This window comes from Pseudomonas sp. GW822-FHT07A10, from assembly GCF_058798795.1.
The window spans coordinates 300843-324235 of record NZ_JBXAKV010000005.1 but is presented as its reverse complement, the minus strand read 5'-3'; the positions used below and the strand labels follow the sequence as shown (position 1 = coordinate 324235).

18 protein-coding genes are annotated in these 23393 nt (G+C 55.1%); 3 read left to right on the top strand and 15 right to left on the bottom strand.

The features are described from left to right. Positions 1-36: 36 nt before the first annotated feature. From AC1RL4_RS11595 to AC1RL4_RS11540, 12 genes are all read right to left on the bottom strand, one after another. A complete protein-coding gene (locus AC1RL4_RS11595; protein WP_204123520.1) occupies positions 37-1092 on the bottom strand; it encodes an alpha/beta fold hydrolase in 1056 nt (351 codons plus the stop codon). Beyond that, positions 1082-2434, bottom strand: a complete 1353-nt coding sequence (locus AC1RL4_RS11590) for an MATE family efflux transporter (RefSeq protein WP_028940588.1) — start codon at positions 2432-2434, stop codon at positions 1082-1084. Before AC1RL4_RS11590 ends, AC1RL4_RS11595 begins: the two co-directional genes overlap by 11 nt. Further along, entirely contained in the window at positions 2431-3075 is a 645-nt protein-coding gene (locus tag AC1RL4_RS11585) for a hypothetical protein (protein ID WP_028940587.1), read from the bottom strand. Before AC1RL4_RS11585 ends, AC1RL4_RS11590 begins: the two co-directional genes overlap by 4 nt. After that, complete coding sequence (locus tag AC1RL4_RS11580; RefSeq protein WP_026331654.1) at positions 3068-3328, bottom strand: acyl carrier protein; 261 nt, start codon at positions 3326-3328, stop codon at positions 3068-3070. Before AC1RL4_RS11580 ends, AC1RL4_RS11585 begins: the two co-directional genes overlap by 8 nt. Beyond that, complete coding sequence (locus AC1RL4_RS11575; RefSeq protein ID WP_028940586.1) at positions 3303-4262, bottom strand: 3-oxoacyl-[acyl-carrier-protein] synthase III C-terminal domain-containing protein; 960 nt, start codon at positions 4260-4262, stop codon at positions 3303-3305. The genes AC1RL4_RS11580 and AC1RL4_RS11575 overlap by 26 nt, the downstream gene beginning before the upstream one ends. 519 nt (positions 4263-4781) lie before the next feature. Next, positions 4782-6200 carry an aldehyde dehydrogenase family protein gene (locus tag AC1RL4_RS11570; RefSeq protein WP_230173737.1) on the bottom strand — a complete coding sequence of 473 codons (1419 nt, stop codon included), beginning with the start codon at positions 6198-6200 and terminating at the stop codon, positions 4782-4784. Between the two features lie 12 nt (positions 6201-6212). Continuing rightward, positions 6213-7253 (bottom strand): homoserine dehydrogenase, encoded by a 1041-nt coding sequence (locus AC1RL4_RS11565; RefSeq protein ID WP_230173739.1) that lies wholly within the window; start codon positions 7251-7253, stop codon positions 6213-6215. Between the two features lie 115 nt (positions 7254-7368). Then, positions 7369-7806: an Lrp/AsnC family transcriptional regulator gene (locus AC1RL4_RS11560; protein WP_018925939.1), complete on the bottom strand. Its 438-nt coding sequence runs from the start codon at positions 7804-7806 to the stop codon at positions 7369-7371. Then, positions 7803-9191 carry a threonine synthase gene (gene thrC / locus AC1RL4_RS11555; protein WP_230173741.1) on the bottom strand — a complete coding sequence of 463 codons (1389 nt, stop codon included), beginning with the start codon at positions 9189-9191 and terminating at the stop codon, positions 7803-7805. The genes AC1RL4_RS11560 and thrC overlap by 4 nt, the downstream gene beginning before the upstream one ends. An 18-nt stretch (positions 9192-9209) precedes the next feature. Next, positions 9210-10100, bottom strand: a complete 891-nt coding sequence (locus AC1RL4_RS11550) for a LysR substrate-binding domain-containing protein (protein ID WP_096480217.1) — start codon at positions 10098-10100, stop codon at positions 9210-9212. 51 nt (positions 10101-10151) lie between these two features. Then, positions 10152-11588, bottom strand: a complete 1437-nt coding sequence (locus AC1RL4_RS11545; protein ID WP_019578958.1) for an amino acid permease — start codon at positions 11586-11588, stop codon at positions 10152-10154. Between the two features lie 136 nt (positions 11589-11724). Continuing rightward, positions 11725-12993 (bottom strand): cystathionine gamma-synthase family protein, encoded by a 1269-nt coding sequence (locus AC1RL4_RS11540; protein WP_033051333.1) that lies wholly within the window; start codon positions 12991-12993, stop codon positions 11725-11727. A 316-nt stretch (positions 12994-13309) separates the two neighbouring features. Between AC1RL4_RS11540 and wrbA the strand changes: the two genes are divergently transcribed. Next, positions 13310-13912 carry an NAD(P)H:quinone oxidoreductase gene (gene wrbA / locus AC1RL4_RS11535; RefSeq protein WP_007938311.1) on the top strand — a complete coding sequence of 201 codons (603 nt, stop codon included), beginning with the start codon at positions 13310-13312 and terminating at the stop codon, positions 13910-13912. A gap of 778 nt (positions 13913-14690) precedes the next feature. Here the strand turns inward: wrbA and AC1RL4_RS11530 are convergent. Beyond that, complete coding sequence (locus AC1RL4_RS11530; protein ID WP_230172702.1) at positions 14691-15374, bottom strand: ImmA/IrrE family metallo-endopeptidase; 684 nt, start codon at positions 15372-15374, stop codon at positions 14691-14693. An 813-nt stretch (positions 15375-16187) separates the two neighbouring features. Between AC1RL4_RS11530 and AC1RL4_RS11525 the strand changes: the two genes are divergently transcribed. Then, positions 16188-21002: a M10 family metallopeptidase C-terminal domain-containing protein gene (locus tag AC1RL4_RS11525; protein WP_230172700.1), complete on the top strand. Its 4815-nt coding sequence runs from the start codon at positions 16188-16190 to the stop codon at positions 21000-21002. 400 nt (positions 21003-21402) lie between these two features. After that, positions 21403-22053 carry an MliC family protein gene (locus AC1RL4_RS11520; RefSeq protein ID WP_230172692.1) on the top strand — a complete coding sequence of 217 codons (651 nt, stop codon included), beginning with the start codon at positions 21403-21405 and terminating at the stop codon, positions 22051-22053. A 141-nt stretch (positions 22054-22194) separates the two neighbouring features. Here the strand turns inward: AC1RL4_RS11520 and AC1RL4_RS11515 are convergent, their stop codons facing one another. Next, complete coding sequence (locus AC1RL4_RS11515) at positions 22195-22536, bottom strand: YajG family lipoprotein (RefSeq protein WP_230172689.1); 342 nt, start codon at positions 22534-22536, stop codon at positions 22195-22197. A 74-nt stretch (positions 22537-22610) separates the two neighbouring features. Beyond that, positions 22611-23255 carry a hypothetical protein gene (locus AC1RL4_RS11510; RefSeq protein WP_019578963.1) on the bottom strand — a complete coding sequence of 215 codons (645 nt, stop codon included), beginning with the start codon at positions 23253-23255 and terminating at the stop codon, positions 22611-22613. Positions 23256-23393 lie beyond the last annotated feature (138 nt).

Genomic DNA, 23393 nt, shown 5'->3' with positions numbered 1-23393 from the left:
TATCTTAGTTAACACTCGCGATCAGCGAACATAAAGCTAACACTTTGAACGCTTGACACCTATGTTAATGGTGGCGCGCCAGCGCAATGCGGGATCAACAATAGCGACATAATCTTCCTGCGCTGTAGGGGCCAGAAAAGTAGAAATACGGTTGAACACAGTGGCATCGCGCAATGCACCATTGTGCCCCTTACCTTCAGTTACAATCAGTTTGCTTTTACCCAGAACATGGTTAAGTACCATGGCCTCTTCCATATCGATACTCACGTCTCCCTTGTCATGCAATATCAGTACTGGCTGTTTTATTTTTGAGATTAATTCAGGTCCGATTTTATCAGGGTGCACGCCATAACGTAGCTGATAGAGCTTTTTCATCGTCGTTGCAATATGTCGGGGTAGTTTATTGCTGAGCACATAATTATCCAGTACTTCGCCGAAGCTGCAAGGACTGCTGATCAGGATCATTCTCTTGAACAACAGCCCTTGTAATGCGGCCATACAGCCTACCAACCCGCCGGACGAGTGCCCGATAACCACTGAGAAGGGACCGTATTGTCGCTCGATATCGATGACGGCCCTGGAAAGATCGTAAAAAGACACGCCCTTACCCGGGGACACACCATGTGCCGGCAGGTCAGGTGCAAAAACGGTGTAGCCCTTTGCCTGCAAACGCTGGGCAAGGTGCCTGAGCATGATGCTTCGCCCATCCCAGCCATGCAGCAGCAATACTTTCTCTGTTTGCTGCGCTGATTGAGAGTAAATAAACATCTTCACGAAGGTGTGCCTCCAGGTGAAATTTTCCTGCAGGCATTGGCTGAGTAGCATCATCTCAGCCGGCTTATAGGGTAATGGTCGGGTTTTTTCAAACAGGTGCAATGCATACAGCGCTGAAAGATAGGAGGACAGCATGTCCAGCGAATAGAGGTCGAACATCCTTATTAAACGGCACGCGCGGACATAGTGAGTCGTTGGCCTGACTCTGGCCTTCATTAACAATGTAGGCCGGAGCCGCATCACCACCAGCACGCGAAGGTAATTTTGGTGGATCAGCGAAACGATCAGCAACAGGGGATAGATAACACTAAAGAACATGCTCACTCCCAATTTTATTCGCGAGCCGCCAGTACTCGTTGGCAAAGGCCAAGAAGTTAATCGCACTGAACATAATGATGATACTCATGATCGCGTTCACGCTAGAGAACCGATCCCAGCCGACCAATAAAACGATCACCATGAGCAACTCGATGATCACCGTCAAAATCAATACACGGCGCGCCTGATCAAGTTGTTCAAGTAAAGCTTGCAGAGACGCTACAAACGCCGTGAGGAAGAACGTCGGTAGTAAAATCAGCATCATCTGTCTACTGGCTTCCCTGATCGTCCCGTCACCTGAAAGAATGCCGATCAGCGCTTCTTCACTAAAGTAGACCCCAACGGTGAGCGCAAGATAAAGCCCACCAATAAACATCAGCCCACGATGCAGGAGCCGCTTCAATTCCTCACCGCGACTGATCGTCAAACGTTGGTTTATCAATATCGCCAGTGCAGAGCCGCAGGCCACGGCGGGAATAACGATAAACATCCTGATCTTGGTAATGATCAGGAACGCGGCGACATATTGTTCACCCAGCGTTCCAATCAAGGGAAACACCAGCAGCGAGCTGAAAAACACCACGATAAAAGATGCAAAGATCGGTAAGCCAACCTGCTGGAGAAGGCCTTTTAATCGCGCAATGAACGCTTGCGGACGGTCGTCCTGCTGCTGGCGACCGACACGCCATACCAGCCATGTCGCAACCGGGATCAGCAGGCCGGACGCCAAGGCATTTGCCACGATAATGGAATAGAAGCCCAAACCGTAGACGTGGTAGCTGGTGTAGCAAATACCTGCGTTCAGGACGATATAGGCAATCACAAGAAACATGCTCAACGCGCTCTTGCCCTGCCCTCGCAGGGCGCTGTTACACATTTCCAGGTGAATGAACGGCAGCATCGAAAGGAAGTAGAGCGGAAGTGCCTCTTGATAAAAGCGCTCACCAGACACGGGAAGCAGCTTCTCCAGCCAAGGCGAAGAGAGTGCGATCGTCCCACTGAGCGAGGCCACAACCATCACGCCCAGCACAGATAAAATGGTCGTTGCCGTCAGCACTTTCTGCTTTGACCAAAGGTTCAAAGACCTGGCGCTGAATACCTGGTTACTGATAGCCAGGCATTCGAGAATCGCCAGGAACAAAAAACTGAACGGCTGGATCATCGACAACCAGTAAATCGACGTTGTCTCAGCACCATGTCCCAAAATAGCGGTCTGGGTGTTTTGTGAAAAAGACACCGCGACGGCAACGACAATCATTGGCCAGGCAAGCTTCAGTAGGTCCGCAATATCCCGGCCTGCCCCCTGGCGTTGCGACAGAGCCAAGCCCGGTGATGTGTTCACACAACCTCCCCCACACTATCGCGCTGTGGCATGGCGTAATGCCCCGTCGTTTTGCCATGCAGGCTATAAATCATCATCGAGAGATAAGACAGCGTGTGCGTCGCGCCAAGCAGATAGCCATGGCCTCCCATCAATTTTTCCGCTCTGTTGGTCAGCAGGGTGATCTGCCAATGGTCTTCTTCAGCGTCCTGAAAATCCTGCGCCGCGATGCGCATTTCCCATTGCAACACCAGTTGGCTGCACTGACTGGTCACATCCGCAAACTCGGCTTTAATCAACTGATGCCGGGTAGTTTTCACACCAAAGCTCCAGCGTGCGGACAAATGCGTCCAGCTCATGCCCAACATGCGCATCAACAGCCCCAAACGGGCGGCGACAGAGACAATGAGTGGGGTGTCATCGGCGGCTATCGCCTGCTCCCCTCCCAGGTATTGGAGATCCAGGCCAAGAGAGGCAAGTACCCGATCCGCCTGCGGTGATTGACCGGCCGTGACCTCTCGCTCGTCCGGCACGAGTTGATAACCTTGGCTGAACACCCGCCTGGTATGATCGGGCAATTCAAGACGCAATAGCCGCACGGCTTCTGCGGGCTCATTGCCCGAAAACAGCCGATAAATTCTGTTAAACGGGCCATCAGGCATATGAGTTCTCCAACTGCAGGTGCTGCTCAATCCAACTGATCAACTTACCGACCGTGGTGAATGCATCCTGATCGATTTGATCAGGCTCAAACATTAACCCAGGGACTTTTTCTTCGAGTGTCAATAAAAACTGCACAAACAACACCGAATCCAAATCTAGGTCTTCGTTGAAATCTGTTTCCAGACTGACCGACACGGCCGAAGACATAATATCGTTGAGCGCTTCATTAACCGCCGACAGAAGACTTGACATGTACAACCTCGCTATTTTCTATTTTTTCAATTAATACGCATGAAAGCGTAACGCCCATGCCCATGGTGAGGCAGAGGATTCTTTTGCCTGTGAAATTTTTCAACAGGGCAGACAAGTTAAATAAAACGTCCGAACAATAAGCGTGCCCATACTCGGCAATATGCTCGGCAAACATGATGCCTTTGAAATTTAATTTATCGGCGACTCTTTTAAGCATCGGCAGATCCAGATTGCATGGAACGATTGCGTCGATGCTCTCAGCGGGAACATTGAATCTATCCAGCGCGTACAGATAGAAATCATGATACTCCCGCTCCAACGACGCATATAACTCGCGCCGGCGCACAGCAGACTCATGCCGGTGATTGTCATAAAAAGAGGACAGGTGCCTTACGGCTGTATGCTTCAAATTCCATTGGGCAGGCCCCGCATTGAGCAGCATCGCCGCCGGTATCTCGGCCAACACGCTATTATCCAGTCGATTAACAGCACTATGAAAAGCCTTCTCCCCCGTAAGAAGGAGCATTGGCTCTCTGCGCTTAATCAATCTGTTTTTTAATAGGTGAATCGCCGATAAGGCAGACGAACAATGGTTCAAGCTGACGCTGAGTACTTCCCAGTGCCCTATCCCGCACGCCTCGGCAACATCCTCCAGCCAATGATTATCAAAGAAGGTGTTATGCGTCTGTGTTTTGGCATACACCAGGCACCCTTTGACTTCTTTTACATGAGGGTTTGCAATAATCAGCGCGCACAGCGTATCCACAAGCATCTCTGCGTGTGTTCTGGAAGACATCCCAATGGTGTGCAAAGAGTAATAACGCTGTAATACCTTGCAAGCACCCGATTTTAAATCATGGGATTGCTCAAGCGTGCTCAAGGGCTCTAATGAAATACGATCCGGCAACCAACATAAATAATTAAGTGGCAGCATAACGTTCCCGCATGGAGTAATTTTAGTGCATTTATAAATTACCCACATCGTCCCAGAAACGGATCGTGCTTTTTGCCTCAAATTGCTTAAAAGGCATGATTTTCCCATTTGCAGGTCCCACAAATGGAACTACTAACGGTTAACAGCGGTCTTGCGAATGCCTGGAGGCCCAAACCCGTAGCTGGATCGATAAGTCCGTACTACCTGGAGCCTTTGGGTGCCGATGCAGTGAAACGCCCTTGAGCGACGTGGCATTTGGGGGGCACCGGATGGATGGGCTGTAAGGCTTTTTTCAGCACAAAACAAACGCCCCGAACATATTGGGGCGCTTGTTGGAGCCATCGCTCGAGTGTTTTCATATGGGCTGCTAAATGCCCCTTTTGTACTCAAACCAAGATCAACTGGTCAGCCAGGACTCCACGGCATCAGAGTGTTTCTCAAGGTTGCCGGAATTCAGCGAGTCTGGACATCGTTAACCTCGTAAATGACTGTCTGCGAAGACGAATTTACGTCGTAGGTTTAATCCAACTCGCTGATGCAGACCACTTTAGGCTGCGTCATGTCCTCATAGGCAAATCGAACACCTTCGCGCCCCAAACTTCCGTACTTGAAGCCACCGAAAGGCATGGCATCGAAACGATAATCGGAAGAATCATTGATCATCACGCCACCCGCTTCAATCTGCCGCGCCAATTTTAAGGCCTTGGAAAGATCACGTGTGAAGAGTCCCGCATGCAAGCTGTACTCCGGAGCATTGGCCAGAGCAACAGCATCATCCAGGTGGTCAAAAGGCTCCAGGATGACAACCGGCGCGAAGACTTCCTGCTGCCAGATCCGACTGTTATGGCTTACACGCTCCAGCACGGTCGGCGCATAGCTTCCCACTTCGCGATGGTGCCCACACAGAAGAACGGCCCCCTCGGCCAGTGCTTCATTCACTAATTGCTCGGTACGACGGGCCGCCTGTTCCGTAATCATCGGGCCTACATCCGTTGCTCGCTGGTCAGGATCCCCCACTACCAAGGCACGCGTTTGGCTGACAAAACGCTCACGGAAGTCCTCATAAATTGAACGATGTACAAGGATGCGTTGAGTGCCGATGCAATTCTGCCCTGCTGCCCAAAAGGCGCCAGACACGCAGGACTCAACAGTCGGTTCGATATCGCAATCTTCAAGCACGAGAACCGGGGCATTTCCTCCCAGATCCATCGCTAGCTTCTTCAACCCTGCACTACGAGCAATGGCCTCCCCCGTGGCAAAACCGCCCGTAAAGGAAATCATCCGAACTTCACGAACCTCCACCAATGCTTTACCCAGATCGACGCCACCGGTCGCCGGGGTTACCACAGACGGAGGCAGACCCGCTTCCACCAGGCACTCAACCAGCTTGAGAGCAGACAGCGGTGCGAGCTCTGAGGGCTTCAGGATCACAGCATTACCACCGGCGATGGCGGGGCCAAGTTTATGGGCGACCAGGTTCAGCGGATCGTTGTAGGGAGTGATCGCGACGATAAGCCCCAACGGTTCCCGCGTGAACCAACCTTGACGCGACTCCGATCCTTCATAAGCCCCAAATGGAATCACTTCCCCGGCGTTACGACGAGCCTCTTCTGCCGATAGCTTCAGCGTGTTGACACAACGCTTCACCTCCTTCTCTGCTTGTCGCAGCGTCTTCCCCGCCTCTGCAACAATGAGTTTGGCAAACGCTTCAGCCTCAAGCTCTACACGCCGGGCCGCCTCCTCAAGGATGCGTGCACGAAGGTGACGAGGCATTGCCGCACTCTCGCGCACGCCGATTCGCGCGCGTTCCAGCAAGCCAGGAACTGCGGCGGCATCGAGGCAAGGGACACTGCCCACCAGGCGACCATCGAATGGACTGAACACATCAATCTGTTTGGCTTCAACAAGCTGGATACTGGCCATGCTGGATACGCTCATGACTATCTCCTGTTATTTGCCGTGGGCGGTGTGGATGGCGACGATGTCCGACAGCAATGCGAAGGCTGTTTCGATGCGCCCTGCCCCAGGCCCGGACACCGTGACAGCTCCCAGCAGTTCGGTCTTGAATGACACTGCATTCGTAGCACCGCTGATTCCGGCAAGAGGATGTGAGTTCGACAGTAACCGAGCTTCCACACTCGCTCGAACCGAGCCATCTGCTGCACGATCGGCTGAGCCGATCAGTTTCCAGCTCGCGCCATTGGCACTTGCCTGGGCAATATCTTGCGCGCTGATATTGCTGATACCCGAGCACGTTACATCGCTGACATTCAGTCGTGCGTTGAGCAGTTCGTTGGCCAGGATCACCACCTTGAGGCGTACGTCAAACCCTTCCACATCGGCGGTTGGATCTGCCTCGGCGTAGCCGAGCTGTTGCGCTTGGACGACGGCATCGTTGAACGCCAGGCCGTCTTTCATCCGGGTGAGCACGTAGTTGGAAGTGCCGTTCAGGATGCCTTCGAAGCCTTGCACGTTGGCACCCGCCAGGGCCTGTTTGGCCAGACGAATCACGGGGGTGCCACTCATCACCGCCCCCTCGTATTCGAAAGCGAGCTGGTTGCGACGGGCCAACGCCTTGAGCTCGGCACCGTGCAACGCAATAGGCCCCTTATTGGTGGTCACTACATGAATGCCGCTTTCCAAGGCCCAGCGGCAAAAGGTAGTGGCGGGCTCGCCATCCACCGGATTGGTGAAAGTGGCCTCAGCGATGATGTCTGCACCGGAATGCTTGATCACGGTTTCGTTGAAGGCCTCGGCATTGCCGCCGGGCAGTTGAGCGAATGCGCCCTTCTCAACCGGCAGTGCCACCAACTGCTTTGCATCCAGACCGTCTTTGGCAACGATTGAGCCGAGGAACAGATCGGTGACCCCGACAATTTTAATGGTGAAGCCCAGGGTCTCTTTCCACTCGGCATTACGATCGGCGACCAATTGGGCGAAGCCACGGTTCACGCCACCAAACCCTACCAAGGCAATTTTGTACTCAGTCATAACCGCTGTTCCTATATTGATGTTGTTCGATAGGAACATCCTAAGAGGCGGGCTTTGGCAGTTGAATATGGCAGAGTGCTGTATTAGTTGAGCGTTTTGCCCAAGCACGAAGTTGTCAAAACACCGCAGAAAGGACGAACGATGTCACGGTGTTTTCCACCCCTGGCATGGCCGCGATTTCCTTCCACACGAGATGGACTCGTTCAGGTGTGGCGGCATTCACACGCAGCATTAAATCGAACTCACCACTGAGTACTTCACATTGCACGACTTCGGGAATGGAGCGCAGCGCAGTCAGTACTTCTTCGCCACGCATGCGGTCGTAGCGGTAGACAAAGATCACCGCGCTGATAAGCGACGTAGGCCGCCGCGACTCACCGAGAAGTACCGTATAGCCCTGGATCGCACCGTCGCGCTCAAGACGCTCGATACGCTGGCGCACCGCATTGCGTGACAAGTTGATCTTGGCACCCAGTTCGATATGGGCTATTCGCGCATTGGCGGTAAGTTCGGCCAGTATGCGTTCGTCCAACGGATCTAGAATGCGCTTCATGCAGACCTCTGCTGCGCCAGACGAAGAGCCTGGCACAGACCGTCCAGATCGCCCTTGGCCAGGTACGGTGGTTGCGCGCGCACCTCGACAGTGCTCGGAACGCTTGTTTGCCAGACGCCCAGTTCGGCCAACAGCGCTGCTGACTTGGCCGGCGCAATTTGCCCGAAGGTGACCATCGGCGCGCCAAGACTGCGTCGATGAAGCCTGCCGGCCAGTACACCGACAGCGGTGTGAGGATCGATGGCCGAGCCTGTCTCTCGGAACAGTTCGACTACTTCATCGCGCACTTGGGATTCGTGTACGGCATAGGAATCGAAGAGTACTCGAGCACGTAGCCATTGCTGGTTGCCGATGCTCATTTCTCCGCAACTTTCAAAATGCTCCATCAGTGTCTTTGTTGAGCAGCTATCGTGCTCGTAAATCTCCCAGATAAACCGCTCCAGGTTGGAAAACAACGAGAAGTCCATCGCCGGCGACACGGTTCGATTAGTCATCCGGGTGGAGTAGCGATTGCAATGAAAAAACTGGTGCAGGGCATCATTGCTGTTGGTGGAAATGATCACCTGATTGATCGGTAATCCCATTTTCTGCGCAATGTAACCAGCGTAGATTTCGGCCGAGCTGGCAGCTGGAACGCTAAAGCCAACGGGACGCGAGCCACCGCCCAGTTGCAAGGCTGCGTGGAAGTAAAAAACGATCTGGGCCAGGACGCCGATCCAATTGGTCGAGTTGAAACAGACCGGCAACACTCCATCCAACGGCCACTCACGCAAGAGTCGGGAGACCAGCGTCTGGCAATCATCGAAATTACCGTCAACCGGAAACAGCTGAACCCGCTGCGGGTCGGCTGCCTGCAAGGCACTGAGTTGCTCAGGTGCAAGCCCGTCGCGCGGATACAGTATCGCCATGCGGGCGGCCGGGCAGTTAGCAAAGGCTTCAAGCGCCGCGACGCCGGTATCACCGTTAGTTGCACCGACTACCAACGCTTCTTTACCGACCTCTTCCAGAAAATGCTCAACCAGGCGCGACTGCAATTGCGCGGCGAAATCCTTGGAAGAACCGGTCGGGCCATGAAACAGCTGGAGTATCCACTCGTTGTGCCCGATTTGCTCAAGCGGCGTAATAGCGCGGTGCTTGAATTGTTGGTAGCTGTCACTGAGCAAGGCACGCAGGGTGCTTTCATCTATGGAAGAACCAACAAAAGGCGAAATCACTCGCCAAACCAATTCATCAAACGGCAGCCACGACCAGCCGGCAATCTGTTTCTCGGTAAAGACAGGCAAACTGGCTGGGACATAGAGACCACCATTTTCGGCGAGCCCCGACAGAACCACACTGCGAAAATCAGCACGCATGTCGCCGCCGCGAGTGCTTACATAATCCATGGCAACTCCAAATCAGTTTTACAAAAGGCGATGGGCTTGCGCCACCAGCCAGGTAGAAAAATGTGCGGCATCAGGCGATAGCACTTCGTTCTGTTCGTGCACCAGATAAAAGGATTCGCTTGCCTCGATACGGTGATTGAATGGCGCAACCAATTGCCCACTCTTAAGCAAATCCTCGACCACGGAAGACCGTGCCAGCGCAACGCCCTGCCCCAATTCGGCCATGCGGATCGTGGAAATCAGCGTGTCAAACTGAAGACCACGGGAGTAGTCGACGTCGTCTGCTCCAACTCGCTTCAACCAGTAACCCCAACCTTCTTCGTACCCCAACACGTGAAGCAGTGAATGGTTCATCAAATCGCGAGGCTCATGTATGGGTGAACTGGCCATGAGCGTTGGGGAGCAAACAGGCTGAAGGATGTCCCAAGTCAATCGCTGAGCGTGCAAGCCCGACCACTCACCGCATCCCCAGCGAATCTCCAGGTCATCTTCGCCGTCCGGTTCTTTCACCCAAATATTGCTGATATATCGAATATCAATCTGGGGATACTCCCGACAAAAATCTGCGAGTCGGGGGGCCAACCAATAGTGAAGAAAGGAAAGGCTGCCACGCACCTTCAAATGTCTTCGATTGCGCTGGCCGAAAATCTCGTTTGTGCCGACTGCAAGGCGACTGATCGCGTCTTGTACGACAGGCAGGTACGACTGCCCTTCCTCGGTCAAGCCAAGTCCTCGAGGTAAGCGCTTGAACAGCGCCACACCGAGGTGACTTTCTAACTGACGGATCTGCTGACTCACAGCCCCTTGAGTCAAATGGAGTTCTTCCGCCGCGTGGGTAAAATTTAAACAACGCGCCGATACTTCGAATGCCCTCAACCAGTTCAAGGGTGGTAGTGACTTTTGACTCATCGGCGCAACCTCATCAGGGCTTTAACTATGCTCGATCATTGCCTGAAAAACTCACGCGGTGCCAGAGGAATGAACTGCTGCGGCTAAAGCCAACCGCTCTGCTCTCTTGTTTCGAGTGATCCAGTAAACGAAGTAACACCACGCGATAAAGGGAAGGCCGAAGTAAAGCGCCACTCGCTGCTCAGGATCAAAAGCGATACCCACACAGGCCAGCAGACAACACAACAGTGCACCGATAGGCACCCATGGATAGCCGCGTACACGGAAATGCAGGTCTTCAACTCGTCCGCCATTAGCGACATATTGACGACGGAATGCGATCTGGCTTGCAGCAATGCTCATCCACACGACCACGACCGCCAGACCGGAAATGGACACCAAGGCCAAGTAGACCGTATCAGGGGCAAACACACTGCTGAGCAGAGAAGCCACTGCACCCGCCATACTAAGAACGATGGCGTTCACCGGTGCACCCCGACTGGAGAGCCTGGCGTAGCGCTTAGGCATATGTCCTTGATCGCTCAATGTCCACAGCATTCGGGACGCTGCATACAGCCCCGAGTTAGCGGCGGAAATCAGTGCCGTGAGAATGACGAAGTTCATAATGTCGGCAGAGTATGGGATGCCAATCAGCTCAAACACCATCACGAACGGGCTTTCTACGAGCCCCGCTTGCTCTCGTGGCAGTAACGTCGCAAGGACGAAAATGGTCCCCACGAAGAACAGCGCCAAACGTACCACTGTCGTGCGGATTGCCTTGGGCACGCTAGTTTGTGGATCTTGCGCTTCGCCTGCCGCAATCCCGATCAGCTCAGTTCCGGAAAATGCGAATGAAACAGCCAGGAGGGTCATTGCAATGGGTAAAAACCCAGTAGGAAAAAGCCCCTCACGTGTGAAGTTGGAAAGTCCCGCCCCCTGCAAACTCTGTACTTGAATAAGACCGAAAATTGCCGCTCCGCCAATCGCAATGAATGTGATAACGGTCAGCACCTTAATCAGCGAAAGCCAAAATTCAGTCTCCGCAAACCACCGAACAGAAACAACATTGCTTAAGAAAACGGCGATGGCAAACAGCGCGCTCCAAATCCAGACCGGTGTATCAGGAAACCACCGAACCATCAGTATGCCCGCAGCTGTGAACTCTGAACCGATAGCTACTGCCCAAGTGAGCCAGTAAAGCCAAGCCACCGTATAGCCTGTGCCTGGTCCCAGGTATCGCGTTGCATAACTACTGAAAGATCCGGTTTCTGGCATCTGTACAGCCAATTCACCGAGACAGACCATGACTAAATACACCATCACTGCCCCGATGATGTAAGCAATCACTGCACCGAGCGGCCCTGCCTGATTAACCGTGTAACCGGAGGTAAGGAATAACCCCGTACCGATCACACCGCCCAGTGCCAACATAACGATGTGGCGTGTTTGCATTTCCTTTTTGAAACGCGAGTTTGGGTCGGACTGATGATCTTCAATATGCGTGGACATAGTTTTATTCTCATGAAATGTTCGGACAAACGCCTTATAACTGGCTGTTGGGCAGTACAAATTTGTCGTCGCTGGATTTTATTATTTTCATTCTTCATGAAGGGCTTAAGATGAATCTCGAGCGTCCTGCCCGTATTCAGGTTTCTACTTCAATGAAACGTTGGGCACTATCAGTGTTAAAGCTCGTATCACCATGTTTACCTCGCACTAAAGCGAAAGCTTGTTTTAGGTCAGCCAATAAATCTGCTGAATCTTCAATACCTACGGATATTCGAACCAAACCTTCGGAGATTCCAAGTGCCTGACGTTCTTCCAAGGTATTTTCCACGTGACTGGTCGTCCGAGCCGGCCCATAGATGGTCTCGACAGCGCCCAAATTACCCGCCCGATGCGCATATCTGAGCAGCGGTAGCAAACGAGTCACTGTGTCCATGCCTCCTTTCAGTACGAAGCTGACGATGGCCCCGAATCCGTTCATTTGCGAACGAGCGATGTCATGACCTGGATGTTGAGGCAACCCCGGATAGTTCACCGACTCAACCAGCGGTTCGGTACAGAGGTACTCGGCCAAAAGCTTCGCGCTCGCCTGTTGCTGGCGAAGACGCAGAGCCAGTGTCTTGATGCCTCGGATGATTAGATACGCCGAAAAAGGATCCAGCGAGGCACCATTGATTTCGCGGTAGTGGCGAACTTGAGACATCAAATGCTCGGCACCGCAAACCACGCCGCCAAGTACATCACCATGACCGGACAGGAATTTGGTCGCGCTGTGCACAACCACATCAACGCCTAAAGCGAGCGGATTCTGATTCAGAGGTGTCGCGAATGTATTGTCTGCAACAACCAAAGCGCCCACTCGCTTCGCTGCTGCCACAAGGCGCCGAATATCAACGATTTTCAGCGTTGGGTTCGAGGGTGTTTCCAGATACAGGACGCTGCAGCCTTTAGCGATCTCCTGCTCAAGTGCCACAGTGTCGAGCGTATCGCAAAGAGTTACCTCCACACCCATGCGTGGAAGAAACTCCTCGAAAATCTTGTTCGTACCGCCGTAGCTGTCACGCGTAGATATCACGCGCTGCCCACAGGACAGGAAGGTGTGTAATACACCGCTAATTGCAGCCATTCCGGTACTGAAAGCTACAGCCGACTCTGCGTTTTCTAGCTCACAGAGTTTATCTTCCAAGACGCAGACAGTGGGATTGCTCATCCGGCTGTAAATGAAGCCGGGCTCCTTTCCCAATGCCACGTCGTACCACTTATCGATATCGTCATAGCCATAGGCGGCACTGACCACGATGGGTGTCTGGGTCGCATTGTAAGGATGTTGAACTTGCTCACCTCCCCATACGGCTCGAGTCCCCATCCCAACCTCTGAAGCTTGAACGGCGTGTTTCTTATTTTCCATAAAGTTGTCTCGCATCAAGGGAAACACAACCGTGTTCCAAGTGGGCTTGGGAGGACTATATGGAAAGCTCATGCTTGTGAAAAATCATGATATCCGGGAGTAAGGGGGGCTTTTTTTAATGGCTGGGTACCGGGCAGGCAGCATACGGAGCTGCTAGTGTTAATCCGCATGCCGTCAAAGTCCCTGCAGTCGGGTGGGTGTGAGCCGCCGTTTTGTTCGTGACCGAGTGCTACGCCTGCCGCTGCAGTTCGTTGGCAGTGGTGTAACCCAAGATCTTCCTAACCCATCGAATGGCGCTTAATCCAGGAGAAAAATCATGGCGAAGGTACTGGTTCTCTATTACTCAATGTACGGTCACCTCGAAACGATGGCTGGCGCAGTGGCCGAAGGCGCACGATCCGTACCCGGCGCAGACGTGACGCTCAAGCGTGTCGCTGAAACCATCCCGGCCGAACAGGCAGCAGCCATCGGCGTCAAACTTGACCAGAAGGCACCGGTGGCGACACCTGACGAGCTGGGCAATTACGATGCAATCATCTTTGGTACACCGACGCGCTTCGGCAATATGGCGGGACAGATGCGCACGTTTCTCGACCAGACCGGCGGACTGTGGATGAGCGGCGCGCTGGTCGGGAAAATCGGCAGTGTCTTTGCATCGACCGGCACCCAGCACGGTGGCCAGGAAACCACGATTACGTCGTTTCACAGCACACTCCTGCATCAAGGAATGGTCATCGTGGGTGTGCCTTACACCTGCGCAGGGCTGACCAACATGAGCGAGATCACCGGCGGTACGCCCTATGGCGCGACCACACTGGCAGGTGCTGACGGTAAACGGCAACCGTCACAGAATGAACTGGATATTGCGCGTTTCCAGGGTAAACACGTCGCTGAGCTTGCAATAAAGATCGCGGGTTAACGCAAGCACCTGAATGGGCGCGTGTTGCAGGACAGGAGCTAGCCTGTGTAACGCCGGGGCGGACTTCACCACCGCGCCGCTGATACTCGCTGGTGGCTTGGCGATTCTAGAGAAAGCCTTGCGCGTCGGGAGTCATTGAAGACGACGTAAGCGTTTTGGGATTCAGAGGAGCGACGTTCTAGTGGGGGGCGCTCCTCTCGCCCTTAAGTTAAATGATGTGTCAGAGCGGTACTTTTACAAGAGCTCCATCTGCACTCACCGCCACTCCTAATGAGTGCTTTGAACATTGATGTTATCCAATCGAAATGCAGCACGTTCCATAAGCGCTAAACGAATACCTAAAATTTCATACGTCAGATCTGACATCGTCCCACGTAGGGTCGCTGACAAGTCGGACGCCACTGTTTCGCCGTCTTCATGTTCTAACTCTTTTTGGAAGCGACTGAATCCACGACTGAGAGAACTTGCCACGTCGACAAGTACATCATCTGCAGAACCTTCTAGCTTCGTTGCTATGCACTCCATGCTACATTGGATAGATAGACATGCAACAAATTATCTGCAACACAGCGCGGATTTAGACGAGCAACATCAACATAGCTTTTTCATTGTGGGCGACGAATTAAATTCACAAGCCTAGGAAAACCGGGTGCCTAAGGCATGAGTTATAAAAAGCTCAACACCCAGTGAATCGACCTATTCTGTTAAATGAAGGGCGTTTCATCAGCGTTGTGTTTTAAGATTCTCGGTGATTTTCAAATGGCGTTCAGGGCGTCTATCAAGGCCAACTCACCAGGCCCAGTTCTTTGATTCGCCATGCCATGGCGCTGTCAGAGACTCGAAACTGCTTCGCGAGCGATACCAATCGCCGGTTCCCGTAGTTCTCGCAGCGTGCCAAGGCGAACTCGCGGTCAAGCGATCCTTGGGAAGCAAACAGCAACTCCTCATGGTCATCCTTACTCAGGTGGTATGCCGTGATATCCGTGAATCTGAAGGGTCCTACGCAGCCGAATTGAAACTCGAATTGCGCTTTAAGCAGGTTGGGTGGCATGAGAAAGCATGCAGCAAAATAGTCAGCTTCCTGTTCGACTTGGGGTTTGGTCCCCGAAATGGAGGATCCATCGAGTGGACGATCCCGATGCATCACCAATCCATCATGCAGCGTGAGATGGCCGATCTCATGAGCGCCAGTAAACCGCTGGACGTGCTCAGGGTATGCAGTAGAAATAGCGATCTTCTTCGCCTGGCGGTCAATCAAGCCAGCAATGCTTGGGCCGCGCGCGAATTTGCTTGATCCCAGATCGGGGAACTTCAGGTAGTCATAGTCAAACAGATAGGCCGCAGCGTCTGGCTCAAGCATCCCTAGTGATGTAGGTTGCCCACTTGGCCATAGGATCTCTTTCTGCTTCCAGATCTCTCGGTGCAACTGCCTGACTTCGTCTTGGATGCTTGCTCGATTCATAGCGCCACCACTACATTGTGTGTCTAAATATAAATATAGGCACAATATGTAGATGCTGCAACCCTGCAGGAGATTTCCTCGGAATGCAGTCACACACAATCGTATCCTCAAGCACGATGACCGTCTGGCATGAACTGCTACCGGAAGCACCGCCGCGGAGCACCCTGTAAACCGCTACATCCAGCTCGAATCAGGGCGCTGCCGCCTATTGCGATCTCTATAAAGTGTTTTATCCCTACCCCAAACATTTCATCCCAACACGGCATTCAGGGCGGATCGGCAGTTCTAGCTCTAGCGTCCCAATGTTTCCCTCCTCCGATACACAGGGCATCAACTGCCGGGCACGTCTACTGATGCCCTGCTCCAGCAGCGTTTTGACTTTGGCTGGCAGTTGTTTGTGAATGCTCTCGAGAAATAGCACCTCAAAAAACACCTTACCGATGAAATCCAACGCGGGAACAGGTGCAAGGTCAGAAAGCGGGTAACTCAAGAACCGCCTCGACCACCCTTCTTCCCGGGCAACGATTTATTCGAGGTTATCGCGTGGGCTGTTGTGCCTGGGGGGATGTCAATCAAGGTCCCCCCAATTTGCCAACCTGCGCTCCCACAGTGCCATCGCTCGCCAACGTAGTGAGCGTCAACAATCTGTTACTTTTTTGAAACACCTTCTCAACCGCTAATCAGTTAGTCCGGTTTTTTGACACATCCCCGATATGTGGTCACACACTTTTGCTCTCCGCTCGGTCATAACCGTTGGCTGTCGATGGAATATTGGCATCTTCCGAGGTTCCTGCCTGATACGGAGATAAGCTCATGATTTTCAATGTACAAAATTTTGGCGCCAAAGGAGATGGCATCACAGACGACACAGCGGCGATACAACGTGCAATTGATGCGGCGGCCGCCGCAGGCGGGGGGCAGGTTTACGTGCCGACCGGAACCTATATCGTTTCGGGAGGAGTGGAACCTTCCGACGGTTGCCTGATGCTCAAGAGCAACGTCTACCTGTACGGCGACGGCATGGGCGCTACCACCGTCAAGGTGGCTGACGGCTCCGACACCAAGATCACCGGCGTCATCCGCTCCGCCTATGGCGAGGAAACCCACGACTTCGGCGTCAGCAACCTCACCATCGACGGCAACCGTGACAACACCACGGGCAAGATCGACGGTTGGTTCAACGGCTACATTCCCGGGCAAGCAGGCTACGACTCCAACGTCACCCTCGACAGCGTCGAGATCAAGGACTGCTCCGGGTACGGTTTCGACCCCCACGAGCAGACCGTCAACATGGTCATCAAGAACAGCGTGTCCCACGGCAACGGCCTGGACGGTTTCGTCGCTGACTTCCTGAGCAACAGCACCTTCGAAAACAACGTCGCCTACGACAACGACCGGCACGGTTTCAATATCGTGACCAGCACCCACGACTTCACGCTCACCAATAACGTTGCCTACAACAACGGCGGCAATGGCATCGTGGTGCAGCGCGGCAGCGAGAACATCCCCTCCCCCAGCAACATCACCATCACCGGTGGCGAGGTGTATGGCAACGGCGCCGAAGGGGTGCTGATCAAAATGTCCAGCGAGGTGACAGTCAGCGGCGTCGACATTCACGACAACATCAGCGCCGGGGTCCGTATCTACGGCAGCAACCACGTCGAGCTTATCGACAACACGCTCAACAGCAATTCCCTGGGCAACCCCGTGCCGGAGATCATCATCCAGTCCTACAACGACACCCTGGGTGTGTCCGGCAAGTACTACAACGGCAGCGATAACACCATCCAGAGCAACATCATCACCGGCAGCAACCTGTCGACCTACGGTGTTGCGGAACGCAATGAAGACGGCACCGATCGCAACGCCATCATCGGCAACACCATCAGCCACACCAGCAACGGTGCGACGCTGGTCTATGGCGACGGCAGCTACGTCAGCGACACGGTGCCGATGATCACCGTGCAAGGCACAGCTGGCAATGACATCCTGCTGGGCAGCGCCGGCAGCGAGATTTTCTATGGTGTGGCCGGCAACGACACCATCAATGGCGGGGCCGGTGACGACATTCTGGTAGGCGGTGCAGGCATCGATAAACTCACCGGCGGTACCGGCGCCGATACGTTCCGTTTCACCACTCAGTCCGACAGTTATCGCAACGCAACCGCAAGCTTCGATGACACCATCACCGACTTCGACGTCACCCAGGACAAGATCGACCTCGCCGGCCTCGGTTTCACCGGCCTGGGCAATGGCCATGGCGGTACCCTGCAAGTCAGCTACAGCGCCAGCAGTAACCGCACCTACATCAAGGACTACGATGCCGACGCCAGTGGCAATCGCTTCGAATTGATACTCTCGGGCAACCTCGCCAGCACTCTGACCGCGAGCAATTTCATCTTCAATCGTGTGCTCACCGGCACCAACGGCAACGACTCGCTGCTGGGCAGTGATTCGGCCGACACCCTGCTCGGCCTGGCGGGTAACGATAGCCTCAATGGCGGCGCGGGCGACGACAAACTCGACGGCGGCGCCGGTATGGACACCCTCACCGGTGGCGCCGGAGCGGACACCTTTGTGTTCTCCAATCGCCTGGACAGTTACCGCAATTACAACACCGGCGGTGCCAACCTTGCCGACCTGATCACCGATTTTGATATCACCGCCGACAAGATCGACCTCTCGGCCATGGGTTTCACCGGCCTGGGGGATGGCAAGAACAACACCGTGTACGTGGTGCTCAACAGTGCCGGCACCAAGACTTACATCAAGTCCCTGACTGCCGACGCCGATGGCAACCGCTTCGAAGTGGCACTGAGCGGTAACTACCTCGACAAGCTGACCAGCGCCAACTTCGTCTTCGCCACGTCGTCACCGACCAACCACGCGCCGGTTCTGGCCACGCCGCTGCTGGATCAGAACGCAACCGAAAACGCCCCGTTTAGCTACGTGGTGCCAGCCACCAGCTTCACCGATGCGGATAATGACAACCTCAACTACACCGCCACCCTGTCCGATGGCAGCGCCCTGCCCGCGTGGCTGAGCTTCAATTCCACCAACCTGACCTTCAGCGGCACGCCGACCAGCACCGCATCCGGCAATTACAACGTGCTGATAAAGGCCATGGACCCGGCCGGTGCATCGGCCAGCGATAGCTTCGATCTGGTAGTGGCCAACACCGTCACCGGCACCAACAATGCCGAAACCCTCAACGGCACGGCGGGTGCCGACCTAATCCTCGGCCTCGGTGGCAACGACACGATCAAGGCCGGCGCTGGCGCCGACACCGTCGACGGCGGTGCCGGACGCGACTCGCTGTATGGTGGCGACGGTGCCGACACCTTCCGCTATACCAACCTGCTCGACAGCTACCGCGACTACGACACGGGTGGTGTCACGGCCACCGATACGATCTATGACTTCACCGCGGGCGTCGACAAGATCGATGTGTCGGGCCTGGGCTTTGTCGGCCTTGGCGATGGCCACAATGGCACGTTGTACATCACCCTCAACACGGCCGGCGACAAGACCTACATCAAGTCCGCCGAAGCGGATGCCGATGGTAATCGATTTGAAATCGCCCTCAGCGGCAACTACCTCAACACCCTGACCGCCAGTGACTTCGTGTTTGGCCAGCACGCCCAGCAGGACATCCTCTACCTGCCCACCCTCGGCCAATCCAATGCGCGCCTGCTGCGCATGACGGAGGACGACAATCAGTCCGGCACCTCGATGCTGGTCAACGACCTGGACCGCTACACCCCCTATGACGTGCGCAGCCAATTCACCGATGCCGATGGCAACGGCATCGACATCGCGGTGGGCGGCAGCACGGTCACCGGCCTGTCGACGCTCAGCGCCGAGGAACTCAAGCTGTGCTGGTGGCTGACCGACACCAACCAACCCGGGGCTGCGCTGTTGCGCGCCGTGACGCTGCTGAGCGAACAGCGCTCCGAACTGCAATCGATCAATAACGTCACCATGGGCATCATTTGGGGCCAGGGTGAGGAAGCCGCTCAGGAGATCGCCCAAGCCACGGACAAAGCAGCGGCAGCAGCGGCCTACAAGGATGCGACCCTAAAGGTGTTTGACTACCTGCATGCCCAGTTCGGCAACTTCGACGTGTACATGATGGAAACCGGTCACTACGAGCAGGACGCGGCGCGCGCCCGTGGCTATTCGGAAGAGAAGATCGCCTCCATCGTCGAGGGGGTTGGCTATGTTCACGCCGCCCAGGAAGCCATTGCCGCCGAGCGCGCCGACGTCAAGCTGGCGGTGGACTACAACGACCTCCCCTTGCGACACGAAGTCGATCCGCTGACGTATCCCGACGACGTCTGGCACCTGCACGAGGAATCGGCGGAAATCGTCGGCCAGCGCCTGGCCGACTACATCGCCAATGACCTTGGCTTCCTGGGCAACCCCAACGACAACAACAGCGTGCAGGACATTTTCGACAACAACCGGAAGATGATTTCCGGTACCGACCAGGCAGATACCCTGGTGGGCAGCTCGGGCAACGACACGCTGGATGGCGGACTGGGCGCCGACACCATGACCGGTGGCGATGGCAATGACATCTATGTGGTCAATAACGTGCTCGACCGCGTGGTGGAAAGCAACACCTCGACCTCGCAGATCGATACGGTACAGGCCTCGGTCAGTTGGACCCTGGGCGCCAATCTCGAGAACCTGGTGCTCACCGGCGTGTCGGGCATCAACGGCACCGGCAATGAGCAGCACAACTTCATCACCGGCAATGCCGGCAATAATGTGCTCGATGGTGCCGCAGGGGGCGACAGCATGAGCGGCGGCGATGGCAGCGACACTTACTATGTCGACAACGCCGACGACATCGTGATCGAGATCAACAGCAATGCGCTGTCCGGTGGGATCGACAGTGTGCACAGCAGCCTGGCGGCCTATACCCTCGGCAACAACGTCGAGCATCTGTATATCGATAGCACTGGCGCCGCCAATGGCACGGGCAACGCGTTGGACAACACGCTATTCGCCGGAGCCGGCAACAACGTGCTGGACGGACGCGAGGGCAATGACACGGTGTCTTTTGAACGCGCCGCGTCTGGCGTTACCGTCAACCTCTCGACGTCAGCGCAGCAAAACACCGTGGGTTCCGGGCTCGACACCGTGAAGCTCTTCGAAAACCTCACGGGAAGCGCCTACGCCGACACGCTGTCGGGTAACAGCGGCGCGAACGTTCTGAACGGTGGCGCGGGCAACGATACGTTGGTGGGCGGTTCGGGCGATGACCGGTTGATCGGCGGTGCCGGCACCGACAACCTCACCGGAGGCACTGGCGCGGATACCTACGTGTTTGATGCGCTGTCGGACATGGGCGCCGGCGCTTTACGCGATGTGATCAACGGCTTCAAGAGCACCGAGGGTGATCATCTGGACTTCACCGGCCTGGACGCTAACCCGATGACCACCGCTGTCGACGCCTTCACCTTCATCGGTGCCAACGCCTTCGACCCTGCCGACGCTACCGGCGAACTGCGCTTTGCCGATGGCATTCTCTACGGCAGTGTCGATGCCGACGCCGCCCCCGAATTCGAAATCTCACTGGTGGGCGTCACGGAGTTGCACGTCAGCGACTTCACAGCCTGAGTCAAGCTGAGAGGGGATTTGCAGTGCTCGAAAGATTGAAAACAACACAGACAATGTCGGGGTATAGACGAATTTAGTGGCGAGGGAGCTTGCTCCCGTTCGGCTGCGAAGCAGCCGTGAGCCGATGGACTCGGTCGGCCTGATGCGGCGCATCCAACGGGTTTTGGGGCTGCTTCACTGCCCAACGGGAGCAAGTTCCCTCGCCACGGGCGCTACTTGAAACCAAGAGATCGCGCTTCTCGGCGAGCCCCTTCCTACAACCCAACCACCGCCGAGCGGTATGGCAAGTTCTGAGCACTGACTTACACTGCGATACACCAATGCGAACGAATCACTGTTCAATGCATCGATACATCCCACGGCAATCCGGGCATCACGTAATGATCTGGGTGAAGCCAACATGAAAACGGTCACGACCCTTTTCACCTGTCTACTCGCTGCCAGCGTATGCACGGCGGCGAGCACCTGTGTAATGGCTGCGCCAACCTACAAGACCAGCTTCGACTGTGGCGAGGCAAAGGCGCCTGTCGAAAAACTTATCTGTCGCGATCCGCAACTGGCGCAGATGGATATCGAACTGACGCGTCTTTATCGCCTGGCGCTCACGGATGAACATTCAGTGCCGCGTCCGGACAAAATCATGATCGACCAGCAGTTCTGGATCGATGCCCGTAATCAGTGCGCCTCCACACCTGTACCCAAGACGTGCACAGTCCGCAGTTATGCCGAGCGCGCGCACCAGCTGCGCCAAGGCTCGGCCATTGTGAGAACCAAGGACCCATACAGACTCACCGAGGGCCCCCTGGCTTTTCGTTGTACAGGGCTCGACCCGCTGGTTGCCGCCACCTTCTTCACCACGCAGCCGGGTGTCGTGTACCTGAAATGGGCGAACACCTCGATCGTCCTGAACCAGGAGCCGAGTGATTCGGGAACCCGATACACAGGCAAGGACTCCCAGGGAAATTACAGTTTCTGGCAAGACGGCGACGTGGTGCTATTCCAGAAGCCAGGCTCAGGGTCAATGAGTTGCAAGGCCGAGCCGGTCGGTTGATGTCTCTGGCGCAAGTCCGGCGCCCTACTCCCTACCCCAAAACCTGCACGCAAAAAAAAGCCCCGAAACCACATAAGGTACGGGGCAAAAAATTGGTTGGTTGCGGCCAACCAAAGGAGCATTTTTCAAAGCGGTTACGGGTTACAGGCATTCCTGCGCGGCACGTTCGAAACTCGAAGGCATGAAGTTCGACGCCAGCAAGTGGCGCTCATACAAAAACACCTTGCCGCCGTTTGGCGCTTTGTAGGCTTCCAGAACGTTGTCCGCGGCGACTTTGCTCGGCACCACGATCCGGTAGCTGCGCTGGGTTTGCGAGACCGTCGGGTGCAGTGCGTTGCCCTGCAACTTTGGCACCACGCAATCGGCGTACTCGGCAGGCGTTTTTTTCGTCTGCAAGGTCAGCGTCGGGTCGTTCGGCGCAGAGGCACAACCGGCCAGCAGCACGGTGGCAACAGCCATGGCAGGAACAAATAAAGGGCGCATCGGTGCAGTCCTGAAGTAAAAAATCTGTTTCGTTGCGCAACGGGTCACTGTCGTTGCGGTTATGGTCCGGGTGTTCAGCCAGCAGTCACCAGGGTTTTGAGCGAGTCATCGAACTGCTTCAAGGCGCTGAGTTGCAGGTCGCGTTGCTGATCGATCTGGGCGGCAATCTCGGCTGCAGCTTTACGGTGTACCCAGACCGAAGGCATTTGTTTCTCGACGGCGCCTTCGGCCTTGCCGATGTATTGCAGGTTGGCGTCGTAGAACCGTGCGGCGAAACGCGCTTCGACCTGACTGTTGCGTTGGGTCAGCAGACGGTTATGGGTATCGAGCATCACCACCACATCCGGATGGGCCTGCAACAACGCATCGAGGTTGTCGTAGACGGTCACCGACAGGAACTGCTGCTGTAACGAACTCATCAGCCAGTCGATTGCCAACTCTGGGTCGGAGCTGTTGATGAACGCGTCGCGAATCCGCGCATCCAGCGCATCGCGCGCGCCGTTCACCGCCACATCGTGGTAACGCTCGAGGTATTGCAGGTTGTCCAGGGTGTTTTCGCTGTACAGCACACCGACGGTTTGCGAATGCTGCAAGCCGGTACTGGCGCCGGCGATGGGCAGAAAATGGCACGATTGGGCGTCGTCTGCGTAGGCGGTTGCAGCAGTAGCAACCCCGCCCATCAACAGGGCGACAATTGCCAGTCGGGTCAATGTCTTCATCGCGCAAATTCCTTGAGCTGCGTCTTCGATGGAGGCGATTTTCCGCCTTTACCCGACCCAGCAGAACTTGCGTTTCTTGATTGTCACTATCACTTGAACCGATAGTTGCGCCGCGTGCCGATTATTTGCTCTTTCCTT